Origin of the sequence: Flavobacterium sp. WG21 (assembly GCF_000335775.1) — a bacterium.
In the GTDB taxonomy this organism is placed as follows: Bacteria; Bacteroidota; Bacteroidia; order Flavobacteriales; family Flavobacteriaceae; genus Flavobacterium; species Flavobacterium tructae.
On sequence record NZ_AMYW01000032.1, the window covers coordinates 34458 to 58578 of the forward strand.

The window sequence follows — 24121 nt, forward strand, 5'->3', positions numbered from 1 at the left end:
AAGACAGTCTTTTTTGTTTTTATAAACCGCGCGTTTAGAATGTGAATCGATTATTTCATTTGCGTAGGAAAAGATTTGAATCCAAATTTCAATTGTGACAGGAGTACTATTGAAATTTGGATTTGCTTTGAAGGAGCTATGGCAAAAGCATCGTACGCAGCACTAGGAATGATGATGGCAATTATGGGTTATGCCCTGAAAGGGCAAAAGCGTGATCGCAAAGAAAAGCACCCGGCATATCTTGTGCGAGATTCTTTAAGAATGTTATTTTTTTTAATGGGATTTGTTGGAGTTTAAAATTGCTTTTGCCCTTTCAGGGTAATTCTACACCTTAATCAAATTTATAGGGCTTCGCACTATGCTCGTAGTTTTTAGGCTTTCATCCTTTTTCTCCCCAACTTTTGTTCTTGATCCGAAAAGTTAATTGGCTGTAGTCATAATTACCCTTAGTTTAATATGGTTTGTAAAAGTGAGAAAAATAGCCAACTAAATAATTGACAAATAGATAATTATTGTATATTTATATAGAAACAGGTTTCATTTTTCATAAGTAAATTATTCGCTGATAATATGAAGACACAAGTGATTTCCAATACAATTTTTAGTTTTTTTAAAGACAGAAAGGGAGTCTCTTATTTACGTGAGAATGATAAAATTATCAGGCAGTTTGTATTTACTATTTTTTTTATTGGAATCGGAATCTGGTTTATCAAACACGAACGTTCGGAATTAGTAGAAGTTAATACTGTAATTACCAATGCTAGCTTTTTTTGGGTTTCGTGCGGAATAGCTCTTGCTTTCTTATATGTAACACTTCAGGCGTTAATGTATTTTGCCTCTTTTAAAGCTGTTCAAAGCGGTATATCTTTTAAACAGGCCATTGTTTTATTTCTCAAACGAAATTTTGTAAGCGTTTTTTTACCAGCGGGTGGAATTTCTTCTTTAGCTTTTTTTACAAAATCCATCGAAAAGAGCGGTGTAAAACAAACTCAAATTCATTTTGCTTCTGTAGTTTATGGTTTTGTCGGGATACTCTCGGTTATTATTGTAGCAATACCGGCGTTAATTTACTCTTTATTTGAGGGAACTGCGGGATCTGGTGAAGGATATGCCTTGGGAGCGGTTGTGATCTTAGCTTTGTTTGTTTTTCTGATTTATGATTCGATATTAAAAAAAGGGTCTCTGTACCGTCTCATTATAAAACTTCTTCCTTCAGCAGTTGTCTTCTTGGATGATTTGCAGCAAAACAGAATTTTAAAAAAGAAATTTTTGCAGGTTGTTTTTTATTCTGTACTCATCGAGTTTGCTGGAATAGCTCATTTGTATATTGCGATGATTGCTTTGGGATTTGAACCGTCGTTGCCTGCGGCTGTAATAGGGTACATTGTTTCGGTTATTTTTTTAATCGTTTCTCCTTTTTTGAGAGGGTTAGGGGCTATAGAAATCTCAATGAGTTTTATATTAATACAATTCGGGTTTGATAATGTTAGTGCTATAGCTATCACTTTTTTGTATCGTTTCTTCGAATTTTGGATTCCATTAGTTGCAGGGGCATTCCTCTTTTTGTTTAATGCGAATACCTTATTGATGCGGGTGGTGCCTTCGTTTTTACTTTTTGTTTTGGGATTAATAAACATAGTGTCCGTATTAACCCCGGCGATTTCAGAACGATTGCACATTCTGAGAAACATCATTCCCGTCTCGGCTATTAAAGCATCAAATGATTTTGTGATAACCGCAGGTTTATTCATGTTGGTAAATGCGACATTTATGCTCAAAGGTTTGCGAAATGCGTGGTGGTCCGCCATTTTCTTAAGTGGTATTTCTGTGATTGGACACCTCACAAAGGCTATTGATTATGAAGAAGCAGTAATCGCTCTGATTGTTTTTATCAGTTTGATTATTACCAGAAAAGAATATTATATCAAGAGCAATGCGCACCTGCAGAGTATCGGATTAAAAACAGTTTTAATCACTATGGCAGCTGTTTTAATATACAGCATTCTGGGATTCTACTTTTTGGATAAGAAACATTTTGGCATCGATTTTCATTGGCAGCAATCTATTAGATATGGCTTTCAGAATTACTTTTTGGTGGGGAGCTCTGATTTGGTTCCTCTTGACAGATTTGCTAGGCGCTTTTTACTTTCCATCAACATTAGTGGTTTTTTATCCATAGGCTTTTTGATCTTTGCCTTAATCCGTCCCTACACCATAAAAAAAGAAGCAATAGAAGATGATTTTTTATCTGCTAAAGATCTTCTGACTCAGTATGGAACTTCTGCTTTAGACTATTTTAAAACGTATGACGATAAAAATATTTTTATAGCGAAAAGTAAAAAGTCTTTTTTAGCTTATCGTGTAGCGGATAGTTTTGCGGTGGTTTTAGAAAACCCCGTAGCAGCGTCGGAGGATGAATTTAAACAGTGCATTGTCGAGTTTGACGAGTATTGTTATGAGAATGGCTTGCGAAGTATTTATTATCGTGTTCCTGAAGAAAATTTAGCACTCTTTGCCTCATTACACAAAAAGAATCTGTTTATAGGACAGGAAGCTGTTGTGGATTTATCGGTATTTACGATGGAAGGAGGTGCCAAAAAATCATTGCGTAATGCGATAAGCAAAGTCAAAGAAAAGGGTTTTAAGACTACCATTCATACGGCACCGGTTAAGGATGGATTACTGCAAAAAGTTAAAGCGGTAAGTGATGAATGGCTTGCAGGTACCGGAAGAACTGAAATCGTTTTTTCACAAGGTAAATTTGATTGGGAAGAACTCAAACAGCAAACCATCATAACAGTTGAAAATGCTGAAGAGAAAATCGTGGCTTTTTTAAATGTGATTCCGGATTATGCTAAAGGAGAAGGAACATACGATTTGATTCGGAAAACCAATGATGCACCAAATGGGATCATCGATTTTATCCTTTTGGAACTTTTTACTTATTTGAAAACTCAGGGCTGTACGTCAGTCAATTTAGGATTAGCTGCTATGAGTGGAATTGAAGACCCGGACACCTTTCCGGAAAAGTCAATGAAGTTTGCTTATGAAAGGATTAAGTATTTTTCACATTATAAAGGATTGCGTGATTTTAAAGAAAAATTTTCTCCGGTTTGGTACAATAAATACTTAGTGTATACGCATGATTATGATTTGCTACAGGTCCCCTTAGTTTTGAATAAAGTCGTAAAATCATAATTAAGAAGATGAAGGCCGGGAAAACAGTACCATTAAATTGGGTTAGAGTGGCAGCAGTGATCTGTATAATTACCTGTATTTCTGATTTTATAGTGCTGTTTGTCTTAGGAAAGTATTATCAGGGGTATAGTCAGCTGCAGAACACCATTAGTTCTTTGGGAGCAACTATTAGTCCGGTATCCAAATTAATTTCTGCCTGGTGGATTTTAATTGGAATCGTATTTATTTTTTTTGGAATCCTTTTCAGAAAAGCCTTTGATAAAGACAGGCGATTTGTAAAACTTGCTTCTTTGTTGATTATGATGTATGGATTTGGAGAAGGGATAGGCTCCGGTTTGTTTAAAGCGGATATCATAAACGGTAAAAGGACTTTCTCATTTCTTTTACATGATATTGCAGGAGGTGTCGGAATTATTGCTGCAGTATTGTTGCCTTTAGTAATGTGTAGCGTGATTTCAAAAGAAGACAATCCCGGGTTTTACTGTTTTTCATGGATCATTTTTATCATTGGCGGTATTACTCTGTTGTGCTTTGGGATTCGTTTACCTTCTGAGGCAGGTGATTTAATTGCTTCATGCAAAGGATTATGGCAAAGGCTTTTTCTGCTGAATCTGTATGTTTATTTTATTGCAATTTCAGTCATAATGTATAATAGGAAAACTATAATTTAAGATTTCGTAATGTTAAAAAACAATCAAGATGAATAAAGTCGTAACACTTCTTCTGTCGGTTTTTATTTTTGGGACTAATGTTTATGCCGTAACAACAGATACTTTAAGGGTTGGAGCATTTGGAAAAATCATGATATACAAGCCTAAAATAGCACCAACAGCGGTTGTTTTGTTTGTGTCAGGTGATGGCGGATGGAACAGCGGTGTTGTCGATATGGCTAAAAACATTGTTGACCAGGGAGCTGTGGTTGCGGGGATTGATATTCAGCATTATTTTAAGGAAATCAAAAAAGAAAAATCCAAATGTTATTATCCTGCCGGAGACTTTGAAGAGCTTAGTCTGATGTTGCAAAAAAAGATAAAGATGAAGCAATATCTAAAGCCAATATTGGCCGGATATTCTTCGGGAGCAACCCTGATCTACGGTATGCTGGCTCAGGCTCCCGCGAATACTTTTGGCGGAGCCATTGCTTTAGGGTTTTGTCCCGATATAGAAACGGACAGGACTTTATGTGATGGTTCCGGATTAACTTCACATGTTTTGAAAGAAGGGAAAGCTTATTTTCTGGAAAAAACCGAAAAATTATCGGCTCCTTTTATCGTCTTGCAAGGAATCACCGATCAGGTTTGTAATTATGCCGACACCAAAAAATACATGGAAGGCATGAAGCAGGGAAAACTAATCACACTGCCCAAAGTGGGACATGGTTTTTCGGTTACTAAAAACTGGCTGCCACAATTTACAGCTGCCTTCAGGGAGATCTTGAACACCCCGAATTATAGTCAACAGAAATCAGAACAAAACCTTTTGCTGAAAGAACAGCACCTTGCACCTTTGCCTTTTGAAATGCCTTTAATCTTAATTCCGACAAAAAGTAAAGAGGAATCTTTGCCTGTCGCTTTTTTAATTTCAGGTGATGGAGGATGGACAAGTTTTGATCAATCTGTCGGGGAAACTTTGGCAGAGAAAGGAATTGCCGTAATAGGATTGGATTCCCAGAAATATTTTTGGAATGCAAAAACTCCTGTCGAGACTTCGAATGCAATTGCTAAAGCAGTTGAACATTATTTACAGCAATGGAATCGAAAAACATTCCTACTTGCCGGTTATTCATTTGGTGCTTCTGTAATTCCGTTTGTAGCGGGTAATTTTCCGGAATCCCTGAAAGAAAAATTAAAAGGATTGTATTTGTTGTCTCCGGATGTAAAAGCTGATTTTGAAATTCATATTGCAGACATGCTGAGTATGGAAAGTTCGAAGGACACTTTTGATGTGATTTCCGAAATAAAAAAAATCAAGTCCTACAATCCAATTTGTTTTTTTGGAGATGAAGAAGACGCCGCAACCCGCAATCGTTTCTCAGAAGCCGGAATCAAAACTATTGCTTTGCCCGGGTCACATCACTACAACAATGATTATAATAAAATAGCAGAGAGTATTCTGAAAGAGGTTAAATAACTAAAGTAGCTGCATTGTTCCGTTTTTTTTGCGTAACAAAAGTATGCGTGAAGTACCGCAGATTATGGGATTCTAATTTATTTTAAAAAAAAGTATTTTTTGAGGTAACAAATAGTATAGCACTGCATCAAAAGAGAAACTTTAAAAAATAACATTATGAAAACTAAATCAATTTTACTGATCGCATTAATGCTTCTTATTTCAAAATCTGTTTTTTCGCAAACCGCTTTTAAGGTCGACGTAAAAGGAAAAGGAGCACCTGTTTTATTATTTCCGGGTTTTGGCTGTACAGGAGAAGTATGGAACGAAACTGTAGCCGAACTTTCTAAAAATTACGAATGCCACATTTTTACTTTTGCAGGATTCGGAAATGTTCCTCCAATTGAATGTCCTTGGTTGTCCACAATAAAAAACCAGGTTGTCTCTTATGTAAAGACCAAAAAGCTAAAGAAAGCCACATTAATGGGTCATAGTTTAGGAGGAACTCTAAGTTTGTGGCTGGCAGCCGAAGAAACGAATTTGTTCAAAAAAGTAATCCTTGTGGACGCTTTACCTGCAAGTGCAGCTTTAATGATTCCGAACTACAAAGGAGAAGTCATTCCTTATGACAATCCGCAAAGCAAAATGATGCTGGGAATGGATCAAAAAGCTTTCAATGCGATGAATTCTCAGGCAACGTCTTATATGTGTCTCAACAAAGAAAAGCAAAAAACAATCAACGAATGGATGAGTGTGGCCGACAGGAAAACCTATGTGTACGGTTATATCGATATGCTTAATTTAGATTTGCGTAAAGAAATTGCCAAAATTAAAATCCCGGTAATAATTTTAGCGGCGACAAATCCCGATCTTGCTACCGTACAAAATACTTATAAAGCGCAATATGAAAATCTGCCGTCGGTTAAAATTTATTATGCAGCAAATTCGGCACATTTTGTAATGTACGATCAACCGGAGTGGTTCATGGAAAAAGTAAAATCAGAAATACGTTAAGGTGAATAAAAAAGAACAATTTAACGAGATCTATAACAAACATTATAACAAAGTGTTTCGTTTGTGCAAAGGTTATTTTTGTGGAGATATTGCATTAGCTTCTGATGCAGCTCAGGAAGTTTTCATCAAGGTTTGGGAGCATTTAGATACCTTTCGGAATGAATCAAGCATCAGTACCTGGATTTACAGGATCACAGTTAATACCTGTCTTCTTTATTTGCGAAAATCATCTGTGAGAAAAGAAATCAGAACTGATATACTGCCTAAGGTTGCTTCGGAAACCTATTCTGATGAAAAAGAAGAACAGCTTCAGCAAATGTATCAGTGCATACAAAAGCTCGAAGAAACCAATAAAATGATCATTCTGATGATCTTAGATGGTATTGAATATCGCGAGATATCAGAAGTAATCGGAATCACTGAAGAAACACTTCGGGTTAGAATTCATCGAATTAAAAAAAGTTTAACGCAATGTGTACAAAATGAAAACATTTGAAGATTTACAAAACATTTGGGATCAGCAAGCAGCATCCAATATAAAACCAGCCGCCAACGATGTTATTGAAAAGGCAGAAGCCCATACTAAAAAAATAAAACGCAATCATCTTTGGACCAGAATAATTCTGAGTCTGACGGCAATCATACTCATCGCCTATTACATTTGGGTGGGAGCCTACAAACAAACGGTATTCAGTTTCGGATTGGGAATTATGATTACCATGCTAGTGGTTCGTATCGCTCTGGAGTGGAGGAGCGCAAGAAAATTTGAGAATTTAAAAACAGACGTTCCTTTAATCGAATACAGCAAGCAGGCTCACCGGTTTTATCAATGGAGAAAAAAAATACATTACATTTTTACGCCCATAATTTACCTGACTTATATTGCCGGATTTACCTTGCTTTTGCCCGTTTTTAAAGAAAATTTCTCCAAAGGGTTTTATCTCTATATCCTTGTTAGCGGATTTGGTTTTTTACTGTTTTTTGGAGTAATGCTGGTAAGAATCATTAAGAGGGAAGTAAAGCTCTTAGACTTCTTAAAGAACATTTCCTAAAAAGAGTATCGGAATTCAAATGGCGGATAACGAAGAGATGTTCGTCATTAGTCTGGCAAAGGAATGATTTAGAACCTGAAACCTGAAACCTGAAACTTGAAACTTGAAACCTGAAACTTGGAATTTGTTATTTGAAATAGAACTGTTTTACAAACTAATTTCTTTGTCTATCTTTGTAAAATGAATGAAAACTTAGATCCCACTACAAAAGGGTACAATCCGGAAGAATTAGATCTTGAAAAAAGATTGCGTCCACTGTCATTTGATGATTTTGCAGGACAAGATCAGGTTTTAGAGAACCTAAAGATTTTCGTTGCTGCCGCTAATCAGCGTGGTGAAGCGCTTGATCACGCTCTTTTTCACGGACCTCCGGGATTGGGTAAAACTACTTTGGCGAACATTCTGGCTAATGAGCTTGAAGTGGGGATCAAAATTACTTCAGGCCCTGTTTTGGACAAACCGGGAGATTTGGCAGGTTTATTGACCAATCTTGACGAGAGAGACGTTTTATTCATTGATGAGATTCACCGTTTGAGCCCTATTGTCGAAGAGTATTTGTACTCGGCTATGGAGGATTTCAAAATCGATATTATGATTGAATCCGGACCAAATGCCAGAACGGTACAAATCAATCTGAATCCTTTTACGCTGATAGGAGCTACAACGCGTTCCGGGTTATTGACAGCTCCGATGAGAGCTCGTTTTGGAATCTCATCCCGTTTACAATACTACACTACTGAACTTTTGACCACCATTGTAGAAAGAAGTTCTTCTATACTTAAAATGCCAATTTCATTGGATGCCGCTATCGAAATAGCCGGTAGAAGCCGTGGGACACCTCGTATTGCCAATGCATTATTGAGAAGAGTTCGCGATTTTGCACAAATAAAAGGAAATGGAACCATCGACATCGAAATTGCACGTTATGCCTTAAAAGCACTAAATGTAGACGCGCATGGACTGGATGAAATGGATAATAAAATTTTACTGACCATTATTAACAAATTCAAAGGCGGCCCCGTAGGACTTTCGACTTTGGCAACTGCTGTATCAGAAAGCAGTGAAACTATTGAAGAAGTTTACGAACCCTTTTTGATTCAGGAAGGTTTTATTATGCGTACACCACGTGGACGTGAGGTTACGGATAAGGCCTACAAACATTTAGGAAAAATAAACACCAACATTCAGGGCGGATTGTTTTAATCCTGTTAAGCATGTCTGAAAATAAAAAATACAAGTACCCGAACAAGCTTTCGATCGTAAGGTTCTTTTTAGATGCCGAAGGAGTGCGCAGAAACCCTATTCCTTATCATAAAAGATATTTTGATCAGTTTGGGGATTCTTTTTCACTTCAGATAGGACGTTCGAAACACTTGATTTTATCGCGTGATAATGAGATTGCTCAGCATATTTTGCAGAAAAATCAAAGGAACTATCACAAATCTAAATTTCAGTCCGTTTATCTTTCAAAATACTTGGGAAAAGGACTTTTGACCGTTGACGGTGATTTTTGGCTGAAACAAAGGCGACTCATTCAGCCCGCGTTTCACAAACAGAAAATGAATCAGCTGGTTGAGAATATGAATGAGACAATCGTTTCAGAATTAAAGGAATTGGAGGAAGAAAAGTGCATTGATCTCTTTCCGGTTATGAGTCAGCTCGCATTTAATGTAGTGGCGAAGTCACTGTTTCACCTTTCGATTTCGGAAGAGAAATTAAATCGGATCAAATACATCATCGAAGAAGTTCAGAATTTTTTGATCAAAGAAATTCGGCTTCCCCATAAAGCATGGTGGTTTTCGGTGAGTGGTCAGGTGGCAAAACATTTGCAACTGGCTGAAGAGAACAATCGAATTATTCAGGAAATTATCGACGAGCGAACGACTTCGGGAGAGCCCGTAAACGATTTGCTTCAGCTGCTTTTAGAAACACGTTACGAAGATACCGGTGAAGGAATGTCAGTCAAACAACTGATCGATGAAATTAAAATTCTTTTTATTGCCGGACATGAAACCAGTGCCAACGCCTTAACTTTTACACTATACCTTTTGGGAAGAAATCCGGAGATACAGCAGAAAGTATTGGATGAAATTCTGGAAATCGAAGCACAAACAGAGAATGTAACAGAACAATTGCAGAAGATGACCTATTTGAATGCCGTTATCAATGAAGCGATGCGTCTGTATCCGCCAGCCTGGATTACAGACCGGCAAAATGTTGAAGACGATACTATTGGACCGTATCATTTAAAAAAAGGAACATTAATTGGAGTTTCTTTTTATGAGTTGCATCGAAATCCTAAATACTGGGAAAATCCCGAAGAGTTTATCCCGGAACGTTTTCTTGGAGAACAAAAGAAACACTCGATGCAATATTTTTATCCTTTCGGAGCCGGACCAAGAATGTGTATCGGAGCGGGATTTGCGATCTATGAAATGTGCCTTACTGTGGCTCATGTTGTAAAAAAATACGTAATTAAATCGGAGACTGATATTGTTCAATTCAATCCGTTAATTACTTTAAAACCTGTTGGAATAGAAGTTTTATTCTCTAAAAGATGACAATCAATTCTAAAGAGACCTATTCAAAATTTATAAAAGCTGAAGCCAAAAGGCTCGGTTTTCTTTCTTGCGGAATATCCAAAGCGGGATTTCTGGAAGAGGAGGCACCGCGTCTTGAAAAATGGTTAAACAACAACCATCATGGGCAGATGGGGTATATGGAGAATTATTTTGACAAACGTCTGGATCCTACTTTATTAGTAGATGATGCTAAGAGTGTAGTGTCACTTTTACTAAATTACTACCCAACAGAAACACAGACCGACGAAAGCTTTAAAATTTCGAAATATGCCTACGGTCAGGATTATCATTTTGTGATTAAAGAAAAATTAAAAGAATTTTTACACTCGATTCAGGAAAATATAGGAGAAGTATCAGGTCGTGCTTTTGTAGATTCGGCACCCGTTTTAGATCGGGCCTGGGCAGCAAAAAGCGGACTGGGCTGGATTGGTAAAAGCGGTAACCTGCTGACTCAAAAAGTAGGATCTTTTTATTTCATTGCCGAACTTATTCTGGATTTAGATTTAGAGTACGACCACGCTACAACAGATCATTGCGGATCATGTACTGCTTGTATTGATGCCTGTCCCACACAGGCAATAGTGGCTCCTCATGTAGTCGACGGCAGCAAATGCATCTCGTATTACACTATCGAACTCAAAGAAAACATACCTCATGAAATGAAGGGAAAGTTTGATGAATGGATGTTTGGCTGTGATACCTGTCAGGATGTTTGTCCGTGGAATCGATTCTCAAAGCCGCATTCCGAACCTTTATTCAATCCCAATCCAGAACTGCTTTCCTTTTCTAAAAAGGATTGGATTGAAATTACCGAAGAAACTTTTCGGTTAGTTTTTAAAAATTCCCCTATCAAAAGAACCAAATTTGATGGCTTAAAACGCAATATTCTCTTTCTTGAATAAAACTAAAAACAGGATGTAGTTTGTCTTGTTTTTTTGGTTTTTTAATGATTTTAGGAGCTCTTATTTAATTTTTTCATACAAATAAAATCCTTAAACACGTGTAATTTATTGATAATCAGTAAGTTGTGTTTTTTAATTGCTTTTATTTTGTAACTACTTAATAATCAGTGTATTTATTGACTTGATAAGCTTTTTTTTATTAAATTTGTGTTAAGCCGCCCCAACGTTTTTACTGTTATTTCTTTGTTTTTAATTCAAAAATTTAAATTTATGAAATTAAATTACTCTGATAAATTACATAAAGGACTAAATAAAACGCTTTTCTTTTTTTATTTGTACTTCCCGTTTATACTTTTTCGCAGAATTGTACTGTAAATGCAAATGCAGACAGAACAATTTGTCCGGGTGGAGCAACAGCTTTACCACCAGATCAGTTTTATTTACTGGGGACAGCCAATACGGCACCGGGGACTAATTTTATGGATGCTCCGAAATGGAGTCAGATAGGAGGGCCAGCGGTACAAATCGATGATCCGAATGCATTGCAGACCTTAATTAAGGGAGCGGTTCCCGGAAATAGTTATACTTTTAGATTAACGGCTAAATGTGGTGACGATTCTACCATATTTGATGATGTTGTAGTGACAGTTTCGCCACTTACAGCTGCAAATGCAGGGCCGGATCAAACCTATTGTCAGGGGACATATCCACTTAACGGAAACACAGTAGGAGGAACAGAAACAGGAACCTGGAGTATTGTAGGAAATAATAGTGCCGGAGTTACAATTAACAATCCAAATTCTCCCACTAGTACTATTACCGTTTCCGGAAATAGTTCCGGTTCGACTACGCTAAGATGGACCATAACAAATGCATCCTGTACTTCAACTGATGACGTAGTTATCTCAAGCTTGGGCGGAAGAATGCCTGTTACTGCAGGATCTGACATCACGCTTTCAAACTGTTATTCTGCTACTCAGACCGTTACTCTTAATGGGAGTTTTGGCGGAAATACACCGGGACAGCAGCAAGGTACCTGGACAGTTGTTTCAGGACCAAGTATTCCAACTTTTACGAATGCCAACCAAAACAATACAACCGTAACAGGCCTGCTTGAAGGCACCTATGTTTTTAGATGGACTGTTGCCGGAACCTGTGCCAATGGAGTGGATGAAGTGACGGTAGTAGTTCCGCCGCCAACAGCCGATGTTACTAATGTTAACGGTTCTACAGCTTTTTTTTGTGACGGACGAACCTCAACAATCCTTCAGGGAACAATACCCAGATACGTAAATGAAAGTGTACAGTGGACGCAAACCGGAGGCCCAACAGCAGTAATTCAAAATCCGACTTCTCCGGCCACAGCAGTGTCAGGAATGAGCACATTAGGAACCTATACTTTTTTGTACACCCTGACTAATAGCGTAACAAATTGTGTGACGACGGCTAATTATGTGGTAGTCTTAGAAGATATAATATCCATTTCAGGAGGTCCGGATCAGGTTCTGGGCTGTAATGATTCTGAGGCTATAATTCCGGTAACTTTTACAGGTAATGGACAAATGAGCTGGCAGATCGTATCAGGACCAAGTATCAATCCCATTCTGAATCCGCCTTATCCTTCATTCCCGACAGCTCCGGTGAATTTTTCAGGAAACAGTCTTACGATTAGTCAATTGACTTTTTCAGGAACTTATGTTGTTCGGTTAATTAAAGCGCCAAATCAGGGGAGTCAGTGTGAAACCGTTTATGATAATGTGACATTGGTGGTATCTGCAACTCCTACCACCTCGAGTGCGGGAACGATGCAGATAGTACCTTGTAATTCAACTTCCGGAACATTGGCGGGAAATCTGGTCGTTCGGGGGAAAGGAAAATGGTCACAGATTTCGGGCCCCAGTAGTGTGACTTTTTCTGATGTCAATAGCCCCACTACAACAGTATCTCCCTTAATTAACGGGGCATATAAATTTAGATGGACCATTTCAGGTGGAGAAGCCTGTGAAGTATCTCAAAGCACTTCTGAGGTTTTGGTATCCAGTGTTGCCCCTACAGATGCTAATGCCGGACCTGATCAAGCAGTTTGTTTTGGGGCAAAAGTTCAATTACAGGGAAATGCCATACAGAATAGCGAAAATGGTACCTGGACAGTTTCTCCTAGTGCCGGAGTAATTATTAGTGATCCGGGTGATCCAAATACCAGAGTAAGCGGATTGGCTGCCAATACAACTTATACTTTTACCTGGACTATTGCAAACGGTTGCGGTACGTCGGCAGATACAGTTGATGTTGTTACCAATGGTACAGAAGGAGCAGATGCCGATGCAGGAGCTGCTCAATGTTTTCCGACGGGTACCGGCACGATTACCTTAAACGGAAATGATCCTGCTCCCGGAACTGGTCTTTGGACTCAAACAACGGGAACACCAGTAACCATTACAAATCCAACGCAATATAATACTACGGTAACAGGATTAAGTGACGGAGATTATACTTTCAAATGGACCGTTAGTAATGTGGGCTGTGCCGATGGTGAAGATAGTGTGGGTGTAACTATAGCACCTGATATTACTGTAGCTCAGGCAGGTCCTGGTCAAAGACTATGTGCCAATAATACAACAGTAACGGGAAATGCACCAGCTTCCGGAGAAAGCGGTCTATGGGAATTGGTTAGTGGAGGAGACGGACCTGTTATTACAAATCCGACTAGTCCCACTACTACAATCACAGGACTAACTCCAGGTTCATGGGTGTTCAAATGGACCATTTCACGAGGATTCTGTGCGAGTACATCAGCTACGGTACAGCTTAATGTTGATGAAGGTCCTTCACCGGCAATCGCAGGACCTGATCAAACGGTTTGTAATCAAAATTCGGTTACTCTCGGAGCGACTCCTCCGGTGATTGGCAATGGAATATGGTCGTTAGTCAGCGGACCAAATTCGCCTGTGTTTTCAGATGCAAGAGCTGCCAATTCAACTTTATCCGGACTTATAACGGGAGAATATATTTTAGAATGGACGACTTCTACAGGAATAAATTGTCCGACAAACCAAGATCAGATGACCGTAAAAGTAACGGAAGTTGCAGCTGCGGGGTCTGATTATGCCACCTGCTTAGAGGGACCTTTATATTTAACGGGTAATCCCAACAGTACAGGAACCTGGACTTATGTTTCCGGAGGAGCAGGAGCACCAACCATTACAACAACCAGTAACAATAGCGCAGCGGTAACCAATTTAATACCGGGTGTTTACGTGTTTCGATATACTATTGCGGCACAAGGCCTTTGTCCTGAAACGTCAGATGATATTCAGGTAACGGTAAACGGTCAGATTACAACACCTCCAAATGCGGGACCTAATCAGGAATTTTGCGATGTAGGTGCAGGAGGATTTCAGCTGGCAGCTTCGACACCTGATCCCGGAACAACAGGAAAATGGACGGTATTATTCGGCCCGGGAACAGGATCTTTTGTAAATGATACCGATCCTAATACGATGTTTATAAACCCGGGTTATGGCTTTTATGTGTTTAACTGGACCGTTAGTTCAGGAACCTGCAGTGAGTCGGATCAAATTAGGATTGAGAATTCAGAACCGCCTTCACCGGCAATTGCGGGTGGTGATCAAAGTATTTGCGGATCTGTGACAGATTTAACGGCAATTCCACCACTGGCAGGAGTGGGAAAATGGGCTCAGGTTTCCGGACCAACTACAGCGGTATTTAGTTCAGATATTATGCCTACTACAACGGTTAGCAATCTGACACAAACAGGAGGGGTATATGTTTTTAGCTGGACCGTTAGCAATGGAGCGCTTTGTCCGTCTACAACAGATTCGGTTCAAATTACGGTGACTGCAGATTTAACAGTTCCTAATGCCGGACCTGATCAGACGATTTGTGAATCTGATAGTGCAACTTTAGCTGCCAATGTCATTACTGTTGGAACGGGGCAATGGTCAAAAACCAGTGGACCGGCAGGAATTTTTTCTGATGCTTCAAGTCCGACTTCTACATTTACACCAAGTGCTTCGGGAGCTTATGTTTTGAGATGGACAGCCACAAATCTGAGCTGTCAATTTTTTGATGAGATGACTTTAACGGTTAATCCTCTGCCATCCACTTCAAATGCGGGAACTCCAATTAGTATCTGTGAATTTCAAACGCTGACTCTGGCAGCAAATACACCAATAATCGGAACGGGTTTATGGACACAAGTCTCAGGGCCGGTAACAGTAGGTTTTACAGACGCCACTTCGCCAACAACAACTGTTCTGGGAACACAGGCAGGTAATTATGTTTTTAGATGGACGATTACAAGCGGAGGGTGTGCATCAAGTTCCAGTACTGTTTCAGTAACCGTAAATGCATTGCCGCCTTTAGCAAATGCAGGAGTCGATCAGACGATTTGTAATACCGGAACCGCAACCTTAAATGGAAACAATCCGGTAACGGGAACAGGTGTCTGGACTTTTGTAACAAATCCCGGAGGTACGGCAGTAATTACCAATGCCAATGCTTTTAATACTACGGTAACGAATATATCAGTAGGAACAACGCGATTAAAATGGACGATTAGTAATGGTTCTTGTAATTCTTATACAGATGAAGTCAATATAGTACGAGCTTCTGACTTAGCCCTTGCGGGATTAACAAGTGATACCACCATTTGCGAAGGAGGTACCACAACTTTTACGGCTAGTCCAACCGGAAGCATAGCACCTTATACCTATCAATGGCAAACTTCTGCCAATGGAGTAACGGGCTGGGGCAATATTTCAGGACAAACGAATGCTTCTTTTTCCACTAATAATGCTTTAACAAGCGGAGATTATTATTATAGAGTAATTGTCTCGAGTACTTGTACACAGGTTACAAGTAATGCGGCGAAACTCACCATTATTGCAGACCCTGTTGTCACCACTCAGCCAACAGGAAGTACAATTTGTTCAGGAAACACCCATACGATGACGGTCGCTGCGACAACTACCAATACAGCTGCAGGAACGATTGTTTATCAATGGCAAAGTTCAGTGAATGGAACTTCAGGCTGGACCAATGTTTCAGGAGGAAGCGGAGCCAATACCGCAACTTATACTACAGCGGCCTTAACATCGAATTTGTATTTTAGAGCACAAATTACACAATCGGGAAGCGGCTGTGAAACCTTTTCAAATCCGGCATTGGTTAATGTTGCGCGCATTACAACACAACCTGCAACTCCGGCAGCTATTTGCGTAGGCGGAATTGTAAGCATGACTATTGCTGCAACTTTAGACGGAGGAGCAGGAGCATTAAGTTATCAATGGCAAAGTAATTCAGGGGCAGGTTTTGTAAATGAAACCAATGGGACAGCAACAACCGCTAATTTTACGTCTGATGTTTTAAATGTTACCACCCAGTTCAGATGTCTGATAACTTCATCAACAACCAATTGTATACTGACTTCAAATACGGTTACAGCAACTGTAGTCGCTGATCCTGCCATATCAGTTCAGCCAACAGGCGGAATTGTCTGCTCAGGCGGAGCATTTACCTTATCAGTTACAGGAACAGGCGGAACTCCATCTTTAAATTATCAATGGTACAGCAGTTCGGATAATATAAGTTTTGCGCAAATATCCGGTGCAACTTCCAGTACTTATACCACTCCGGCATTAACACAAGATACTTATTATCGAGTGGATGTTTCGGCTAGCGGAAACGGTTGTGGTCTGGTATCTTCCAATAGTGTATTAGTGGATGTAATTCCTGATCCGGTTGTAAACCAACAGCCTGTTGGAAATACAATCTGTTCCGGTGCGACACATACCATGACAGTCGCAGCTTCGGGAGATTCTTTGGGAGGAGCTTTGATTTATCAATGGGAAAGATCGGCAAACGGTACAACAGGCTGGGCCAATACAACAGGAGGAAGCGGAGCCACAACAGCCGCTTACACCACCGGAGCATTAACTTCTACTTTTTATTACAGAGTCAGAGTGACACAAACGCCTAATGGCTGCGAAGTTTATTCGAATGCAGTACCGGTATTTGTGGCAACCATCACTACCCAGCCAGTAACTCCAGTGGCTATATGTGTAGGAGGAATTGTAAACATCAGTATTTCGGCTTCATTAAACGGAGGTACAGGATCACTTAGTTATCAATGGCAAAGTAATTCGGGTTCAGGTTTTGTGAATGAAACCAACACAACGGCAACTACGGCTAATTTTACTTCAGATATATTAAATGGAACTACACAATTCAGATGTTTGGTGACCTCATCGACGACCAATTGTATCTTAACCTCCAATACCGTTACAGCAACAGTGGTTCCGGATCCGTCCATTACCGTTCAGCCAACAGGAGCGACAATTTGTTCGGGAGGAAATCATACTTTATCGGTAACAGGAGCGAATGGAACTCCGGCCTTAACTTATCAATGGTACAGCAGTACAAACAATTCTACTTTTACAGCCATAGGTGGTGCAACGGCAGCAACTTATGCCACTCCTGCTTTAACACAAACGACTTATTATAAAGTAGATGTTTCGGCTAGCGGAAGCGGATGTAATACCATTACTTCAAACGTAGCGACCGTGACCGTTTTGTCGGCCATTACAATAGTGACACAACCGGTATTTAAAACAAACATCTGCAGCGGTTCAAATGCAACTTTAAATGTAGTAGTGGCAGGAGGTTCCGGAAATTATGCGTACCAATGGAAAAGCTCTGCTGCTTTAGCGGGTCCGTTTACTGATATTGCGGGCGCAAATTCGGCATCTTATACGACTCCAAACTTAACGGTGACTACTTTTTATCAGGTGGCCATTTCTGATCCTACCCAGGGATGTATACCAATTCTATCGAGTATTGCTTCAGTAATTATTCCAAGTATTACGACTCAGCCTGTTAATCCGAATACCGTTTGTGTGGGAGGAACAGTATTGATGTCAACAGCGGCTTCTGCTAATAATGGGTCGGCTTCGTTTACCTATCAATGGCAGCGTTCTCCTGACGGGGTTAATGGCTGGGCTAATATTACCGGAGAAATCAGAGCACAAAATCCGAATTATTTGACAGGACCACTTTCAGTTACAACTTATTATCGTTGTGTAATCACTTCGTCAAATCCAAACTGTACTCTTACTACCAATGTTGTAGTAGCAACTGTTATACCGGATCCAACGATAGCAGTACAGCCTGTGGGCGGAAACATTTGTGAAGGAGGTGTATTTACTATGACATCCAGCGCGCAAAATGGTTCCGGAAACTTTACCTATCAGTGGCAAAAATCCTTGGATGGAACAACAGGATGGGCAAACGTAACGGACGGTTCGGGAGCTAATACAACAACTTATACGACCGGTTTTGTAAATGCCGATGCGTATTACAGATTGCGCGTGACAGATTCAGGTGTTGGATGCGGAACTATAAATTCTAATCCGGCGAAAGTAGATGTTTTTGAGATTCCAATAATCAGTACACAACCAAAAGATGGGGAAGCCTGTATTAATGAGACTCATACTTTTACCGTTGTGGCAGCAGGAAATATTTCCGGAAGCCCAATATTGTATCAATGGCAAAGTGCTGCTGCTTTGGCAGGACCTTATACAGATGTAACAGCTGGAGTTGGAGGTACAACAGCTTCGTATACAACACCAGCTTACGCTACAGCAGGAAACCGATATTTCAGAGTGAACATTTCTCAGGCAGAGTCCGGTTGTCGTACCCTTTCCAATCAGGTAACTTTAAAGGTTTTTGATCTGCCTTCTGCTCCGGTTGGTTTGGTAACAGAACAACCTTCCTGTACCACTGCTACAGGGACCGTTAACATCACGAATCCGGATCTGGGAACAGGATATGAATACAGCAGTGATGGAACAACCTTTCAGGCCAGCAACGTTTTTGCAGGTTTACCTTCCGGAAGTGTAACCATTTATGTCAGACGAGTAGGGCTGAATACTTGTATCTCATCCGGAACGACCTTTACTATTTTTAACAGAATTTGTGCGGTTCCTGAAAACTTTACAGCCATCTCCGGAGACACAGGTGGAAGTACTGCACCACATTCTATATTAGACAGTGATACCATAAACGGAGTTATCTTGAATCCTTCATCGGTTAATGTGACCATAAACTCTATTTCGAGTTACTTGACGTATGATTTTAATCCGCTATCCAGAACCATTTCTGTGGCACCGGGAACACCAGCGGGAGATTATACCTTAACTTATACGATCTGTGAAATTGTAAACCCGGGAAATCCGTCAGATCCTTCAAATTTTAAAAATTGTTCTACAGCAACAGAGGTAATTAGCGTAACCACTGCCGGAATTGATGCCAAAATCGATATTGTTAAGTATCTCGTAAACGGATATACGGGAGCTAACAATGTAATCAATGCCCTGACCAATGACAGATTGGCGAGTGCACAGGCAACATTATCTAATGTGACACTTTCTGTAGTAAATCCGGCCTTGCCGATTGACCCTTTAGTTACAACAGTTCCGTATCTGGATATTACCACCGGAAATGTAAATGTTCCGCCGGGAACTGTAAAAGGGCTATATGAAATCGAATATAAGATTTGCGAAATTGGAGCACCTACAAATTGTGATACCGCATTTATTTTAGTTCCCGTTGGAAATGCATTAATTGTAGCAAATGATGATAAAGTAGAAAATATAAATGGCTATTTAGGGCAAATGAACGCCGCAAACGCTTTAACCAATGATAGTTTAAACGGAGTTCCAATTACAGCAGCAAATTTTGATGAAATAACAATAACACAAAATATAGCCGCTACACCTTTGTATCCTGGTGCCAATGTGCCTGTCTTTAGTTCTGCTACTGGAAGTATTAGCATTCCTGCAGGAACTCCGGCCAATACTTATTTTATCACGTATACCATTTGCGAAAAATTAAACCCAACCAATTGTGCAAACGCTAGTATTGCAGTGGTCGTAAAAGCTGCTCCGCTAATTGTAAATGACGATCAGGTAAATAATATAAACGGTTACGAAGGCGGGGTAGATGTGATTAATGTTTATACCAATGCAGCAGGCGCTGATACTTTTGACGGGCAAGTCATTAATATCAATTTGGCCAATTTATTAACCCCATCCATTTTAACCCCTGCACAGCCTAAAGTTCCAGGAGCTCCCGTTCCGGAATTGGATGTTTCGACAGGTTTTGTGACTGTTCCACCGGGAACTCCGGCCGGGCAATATCAAATAAAGTATCAGATCTGCGAAGACCTTAATCCGGGTAATTGCGATGATGCGACTGTAATTATTAATGTAGTTGTACCAATTATTGAGGCTATTGACGATACGGTTTTAAATGTAAATGGTTATGAAGGAGCAGATGATATCATCAATATTTATGATAACGACTTACTGAACGGAGGCATGCTGGACCTTCCGGATATTACGACAACCGTTATATCAACTCCAGCGGCTATAAATGGAGGTCCGGTTCCGACACTTGACAGCGTTACCGGTTTAGTAGACGTTCCTCCGGGGACACCGGCAGGAGAATATAAATTTGTATATAAAATCTGTGAGAATCTAAATCCGACGAATTGTGATCAGGCCGTGGTTACCATCATGGTTGTTCCGGCACCAATTGATGCTGTAGATGATGCTAATTTTGCACCAATTAATGGGTTTGTTGGAGATCCGAATGCGTTAAATGCTTTAAACAACGATACCTTAAATGGTTTGGCTGTAATTCCTTCGGAAGTAACGATTACTAATATTATACCTGCTACACCTATTAACGGAGGTTTGGTTCCGGTACTAAATGTGATAACAGGAAACGTAAGTGTACCACCGGGAACTGCAGCAGGAATTTACCTGATAGGGTATCAGCTGAATGAAAAGCTGAACTTGTCTAATAATGATTTTGCTTTTATAACTGTTGAGGTTTCGGCTCCGTTAATTGTAGCCAATGATGATACAATTGCTAATATAAACGGATATGTAACGACTAATAATGCAATTGATGTTTTATTGAATGACACCCTTAACGGAACTGCTGCTAACATCTCGAAAGTTAATATTACCGTTGATGCTGCCGCAACACCAATAAACGGAGGCCCGGTTCCGGTATTAGAACCGCTAACCGGATTTGTAAGTATTCCGGCTGGAACTCCGGCAGGCGATTATGAAATTAAATACCATATTTGCGAGAAAATAAATCCGCTGAATTGTGATAATGCTTCCGTATTTATCAATGTAGTGGGACCACAAATTGATGCAGTGAATGATTCCGCAGCCAATATTAATGGATTTACAGGAGCAACGAATGTAGTGAATGCTTTATCAAATGATACTCTAAACGGAGCGGCCGTTATTCCTTCTCAGGTAACCATCAGTAATGTAGTTCCGGCAACACCAATTAATGGCGGAGCGGTACCAGTTCTAAATCCTTCAAACGGAAATGTAAATGTACCAACAGGAACCGCAGCAGGAACTTACACCATTCAATATCGTTTGAGTGAGAACTTAAATCCAGCTAATTTTGATACCGCAACTATAACTATTGTGGTTATAGCGCCAACGATCATCGCTAATGCAGATAACGCAGGTACGATTAATGGGTATACAGGCGGAACGAACATCATAAATGCCATTACAAATGATAGACTGAACGGTTCGGATATTCAATTGGTTAACATTAATATTACATCTGTAAGTACCACCACTCCGGCGGGATATGTTTCCGGTAACCCGGTTCCGGTATTGAATACTGCGACAGGAAATGTCGATGTACCGGCAGGAACTTCAGCAGGAATTTACGTTATTCATTATCGTATTTGCGAAAAACTAAATCCGTCAAATTGCAGTGAGGCAGATATAACCGTAAATGTTATTGCCCCAATTATTGATGCTAATAATGATTTTGCCAATACTATTAACGGCTATGTTGGTGCAAACAATGTAGTAAATGTTCTAACCAATGATAGCCTTAACGGAGTAACAGCACAAGCCACCCTGGTTAATATCAGTGTTTTGAGTACTACGCCACCGCCAACATCAACAAACGGAATTGTTCCGGTATTGAATACCGCTACAGGAAATGTCGATGTACCGCCAGGAACCTCTGCAGGGACTTATTTCATTCAATATCAAATTTGCGAAAAACTAAATCCGACGAATTGTGATCAGGCAACGATTATCATAATTGTAAACGCCCCTCCGATAGTTGCGGAAGATGATACCATCACAAACGCAAACGGCTTGTCAGGAATAAATAATGTACTGAATGCTTTTACAAACAATGATACGTACAACGGAGTTCTTCTAACAGATGTGAGTTTAATTAACCCAACAATAATCAGTGGGGCAACTTCTATAAATGGTGGACTGGTTCCTGTTTTAGATCTGGCGACTGGTTTTGTTAGCATTCCGGCAGGTACACCGGTAGGAACTTATCAGATTAGATATAGAATCTGCGACAAATTAAACCCAACGAATTGCGACGATGCCATTATTACTATTGTAGTAGCTGTTCCGACAATTGTTGCGAATGATGATGCCGCTGACAATATTAATGGATTAACCGGAGCAAGTAATGTTTTAAATGCGTACGCCAACGATACTCTAAACGGAACAACAATTCTGCAGACCAATATTAATAGTACGCTTATTACCGCAGCAAACTCCATAAACGGAGCAGCAGTTCCTGTTTTAAATATTCTTACTGGTGCTGTAGATGTTCCTGCGGGTACAGCTGCGGGAGTATATTCTATTGTATATAAAATTTGTGATAAATTAAATCCGTCAAATTGTGATGAAGCAGTTATCAAAATAACGGTAGCACAACCTTCTATTCAATTGCTTAAACAAGGTGTTTTCGTTGATTCCAATGGTGATGGGTATGCACAGCCGGGAGAGCAAATTCGTTATTCCTTCGTTATTACCAATACCGGGACTCTGGATTTAACCAATGTGGTGGTAACCGATCCAAAGGCAAACATTACAGGCACACCAATCGCAGTATTGGGAGTGGGGCAATCCAATACAACAAGTTATAAAGGAACTTATGTGTTGACTCAGGCAGATATTAATCTGGGCTATGTCGAAAATCAGGCTTTGGTTACAGCACAGCCGACCAGTGGATCAGCCATTCAGGATTTGTCAGACAGTAACGATCTTACCTTAATTGGACCTAATGATCCTACAATTACTCCGGTGCCGCAACATAAAGAACTAACTTTAATAAAAGGCGGGAAATTAACCGGAAATGGAGGAGTAGGTTCAATCATCAATTACAGTTTTACAGTTAAGAATACCGGAAATGTAGTACTCACCAATTTGGTTGTAACAGATCCGATGTTAACAGCGACAACCATTGCTGTTTCTCCTAATGTACTCGCACCGGGTGCAACAGGAACAGCAACAGCATCGTATACCGTAAATATTGCAGATGTTGCCAAAGGAGTAGTAATCAATTCGGCACTTGCAATTGGAGATGACCCTCAGGGAAATCCGGTTACCGATATCTCCGATAGTGATGACCCAACTTTAACCGGTGATGATGATCCAACGGTTGTTAATTTAAGCCTTAAACCTTCTATTGCACTTATCAAAACGGCTACTTTTAACGATGAAAACAAAAATGGATATGCTGAGGTAGGGGAAACAGTTACGTATCGCTTTAGCATAACCAATACCGGAAATATTATACTCGTAAATGTTGTAGTTAAAGATCCTAAACCAGGCGTAACTATTACCGGTGATCCGGTGATTTTAAAACAAGGAGAGACAAATTCTAATAACTTCGTTGGAACCTATGTTTTAACAGCTGCTGATCTCGAGGCCGGATCTGTCGTAAATCAGGCTGAGGTGAGTGCCGTCAGCCCGGACGGGCAAATTGCAAAAGACCTGTCTGACGGAAACTCTCTTTTAGGAGACAATCCTACCGTACTGCCAATAGACGCTTGTAAAATTACAGTTCACAATGCATTTTCACCTAATGGTGACGGGATGAATGAAGTTTTCAAAATCGATGGGGTCGAATGTTATCCTGATGTATATGTAGAAATTTATGACCGTTGGGGAGTTCTGGTTTATGATGCTCATGGGTATAATAATACCTCCGTTGTCTTTACAGGAATTTCAGAAGGAAGAGCAACAGTCAATAAACAAAAAGGATTACCGGTTGGTACTTATTTTTACGTGATTACGTATAAAACGTATTTAAATGAGCCGATAAGTTTAATGGGGTATTTATATTTTTCAAGATAATGTAAAATATTGTTTTTCAGATA

11 protein-coding genes are annotated in these 24121 nt (G+C 39.8%); all 11 read left to right on the plus strand.

Annotated elements, in window-relative coordinates:
- Positions 1 to 75: 75 nt before the first annotated feature.
- The 11 genes from C245_RS0118795 (at position 76) to C245_RS0118845 (ending at position 24098) form a co-directional block, all read left to right on the plus strand.
- The gene (locus C245_RS0118795; RefSeq protein WP_017498160.1) at positions 76 to 297 is read left to right on the plus strand and encodes a hypothetical protein; all 222 of its coding nucleotides are present in this window, start codon (positions 76 to 78) and stop codon (positions 295 to 297) included.
- Positions 298 to 570: 273 nt separating this feature from the next.
- Positions 571 to 3198 (plus strand): bifunctional lysylphosphatidylglycerol flippase/synthetase MprF, encoded by a 2628-nt coding sequence (mprF, locus tag C245_RS0118800; protein WP_017498161.1) that lies wholly within the window; start codon positions 571 to 573, stop codon positions 3196 to 3198.
- Positions 3199 to 3206: 8 nt separating this feature from the next.
- The gene (locus tag C245_RS0118805; protein WP_017498162.1) at positions 3207 to 3869 is read left to right on the plus strand and encodes a DUF998 domain-containing protein; all 663 of its coding nucleotides are present in this window, start codon (positions 3207 to 3209) and stop codon (positions 3867 to 3869) included.
- Positions 3870 to 3897: 28 nt separating this feature from the next.
- Positions 3898 to 5328 (plus strand): AcvB/VirJ family lysyl-phosphatidylglycerol hydrolase, encoded by a 1431-nt coding sequence (locus tag C245_RS0118810; RefSeq protein WP_017498163.1) that lies wholly within the window; start codon positions 3898 to 3900, stop codon positions 5326 to 5328.
- Positions 5329 to 5484: 156 nt separating this feature from the next.
- Positions 5485 to 6321: an alpha/beta fold hydrolase gene (locus tag C245_RS0118815; RefSeq protein ID WP_017498164.1), complete on the plus strand. Its 837-nt coding sequence runs from the start codon at positions 5485 to 5487 to the stop codon at positions 6319 to 6321.
- 1 nt (position 6322) lies between these two features.
- Positions 6323 to 6817: an RNA polymerase sigma factor gene (locus C245_RS0118820; protein WP_017498165.1), complete on the plus strand. Its 495-nt coding sequence runs from the start codon at positions 6323 to 6325 to the stop codon at positions 6815 to 6817.
- A complete protein-coding gene (locus C245_RS0118825) occupies positions 6804 to 7373 on the plus strand; it encodes a hypothetical protein (RefSeq protein ID WP_017498166.1) in 570 nt (189 codons plus the stop codon). The genes C245_RS0118820 and C245_RS0118825 overlap by 14 nt, the downstream gene beginning before the upstream one ends.
- 180 nt (positions 7374 to 7553) lie before the next feature.
- Positions 7554 to 8576 (plus strand): Holliday junction branch migration DNA helicase RuvB, encoded by a 1023-nt coding sequence (ruvB, locus tag C245_RS0118830; protein ID WP_017498167.1) that lies wholly within the window; start codon positions 7554 to 7556, stop codon positions 8574 to 8576.
- Between the two features lie 11 nt (positions 8577 to 8587).
- On the plus strand, positions 8588 to 9934 hold the full coding sequence (locus tag C245_RS0118835) for a cytochrome P450 (RefSeq protein ID WP_017498168.1): 1347 nt from the start codon (positions 8588 to 8590) through the stop codon (positions 9932 to 9934).
- Positions 9931 to 10857: a tRNA epoxyqueuosine(34) reductase QueG gene (gene queG / locus C245_RS0118840; protein WP_017498169.1), complete on the plus strand. Its 927-nt coding sequence runs from the start codon at positions 9931 to 9933 to the stop codon at positions 10855 to 10857. Before C245_RS0118835 ends, queG begins: the two co-directional genes overlap by 4 nt.
- A gap of 479 nt (positions 10858 to 11336) precedes the next feature.
- Entirely contained in the window at positions 11337 to 24098 is a 12762-nt protein-coding gene (locus tag C245_RS0118845; protein WP_017498170.1) for a gliding motility-associated C-terminal domain-containing protein, read from the plus strand.
- Positions 24099 to 24121: the final 23 nt, after the last annotated feature.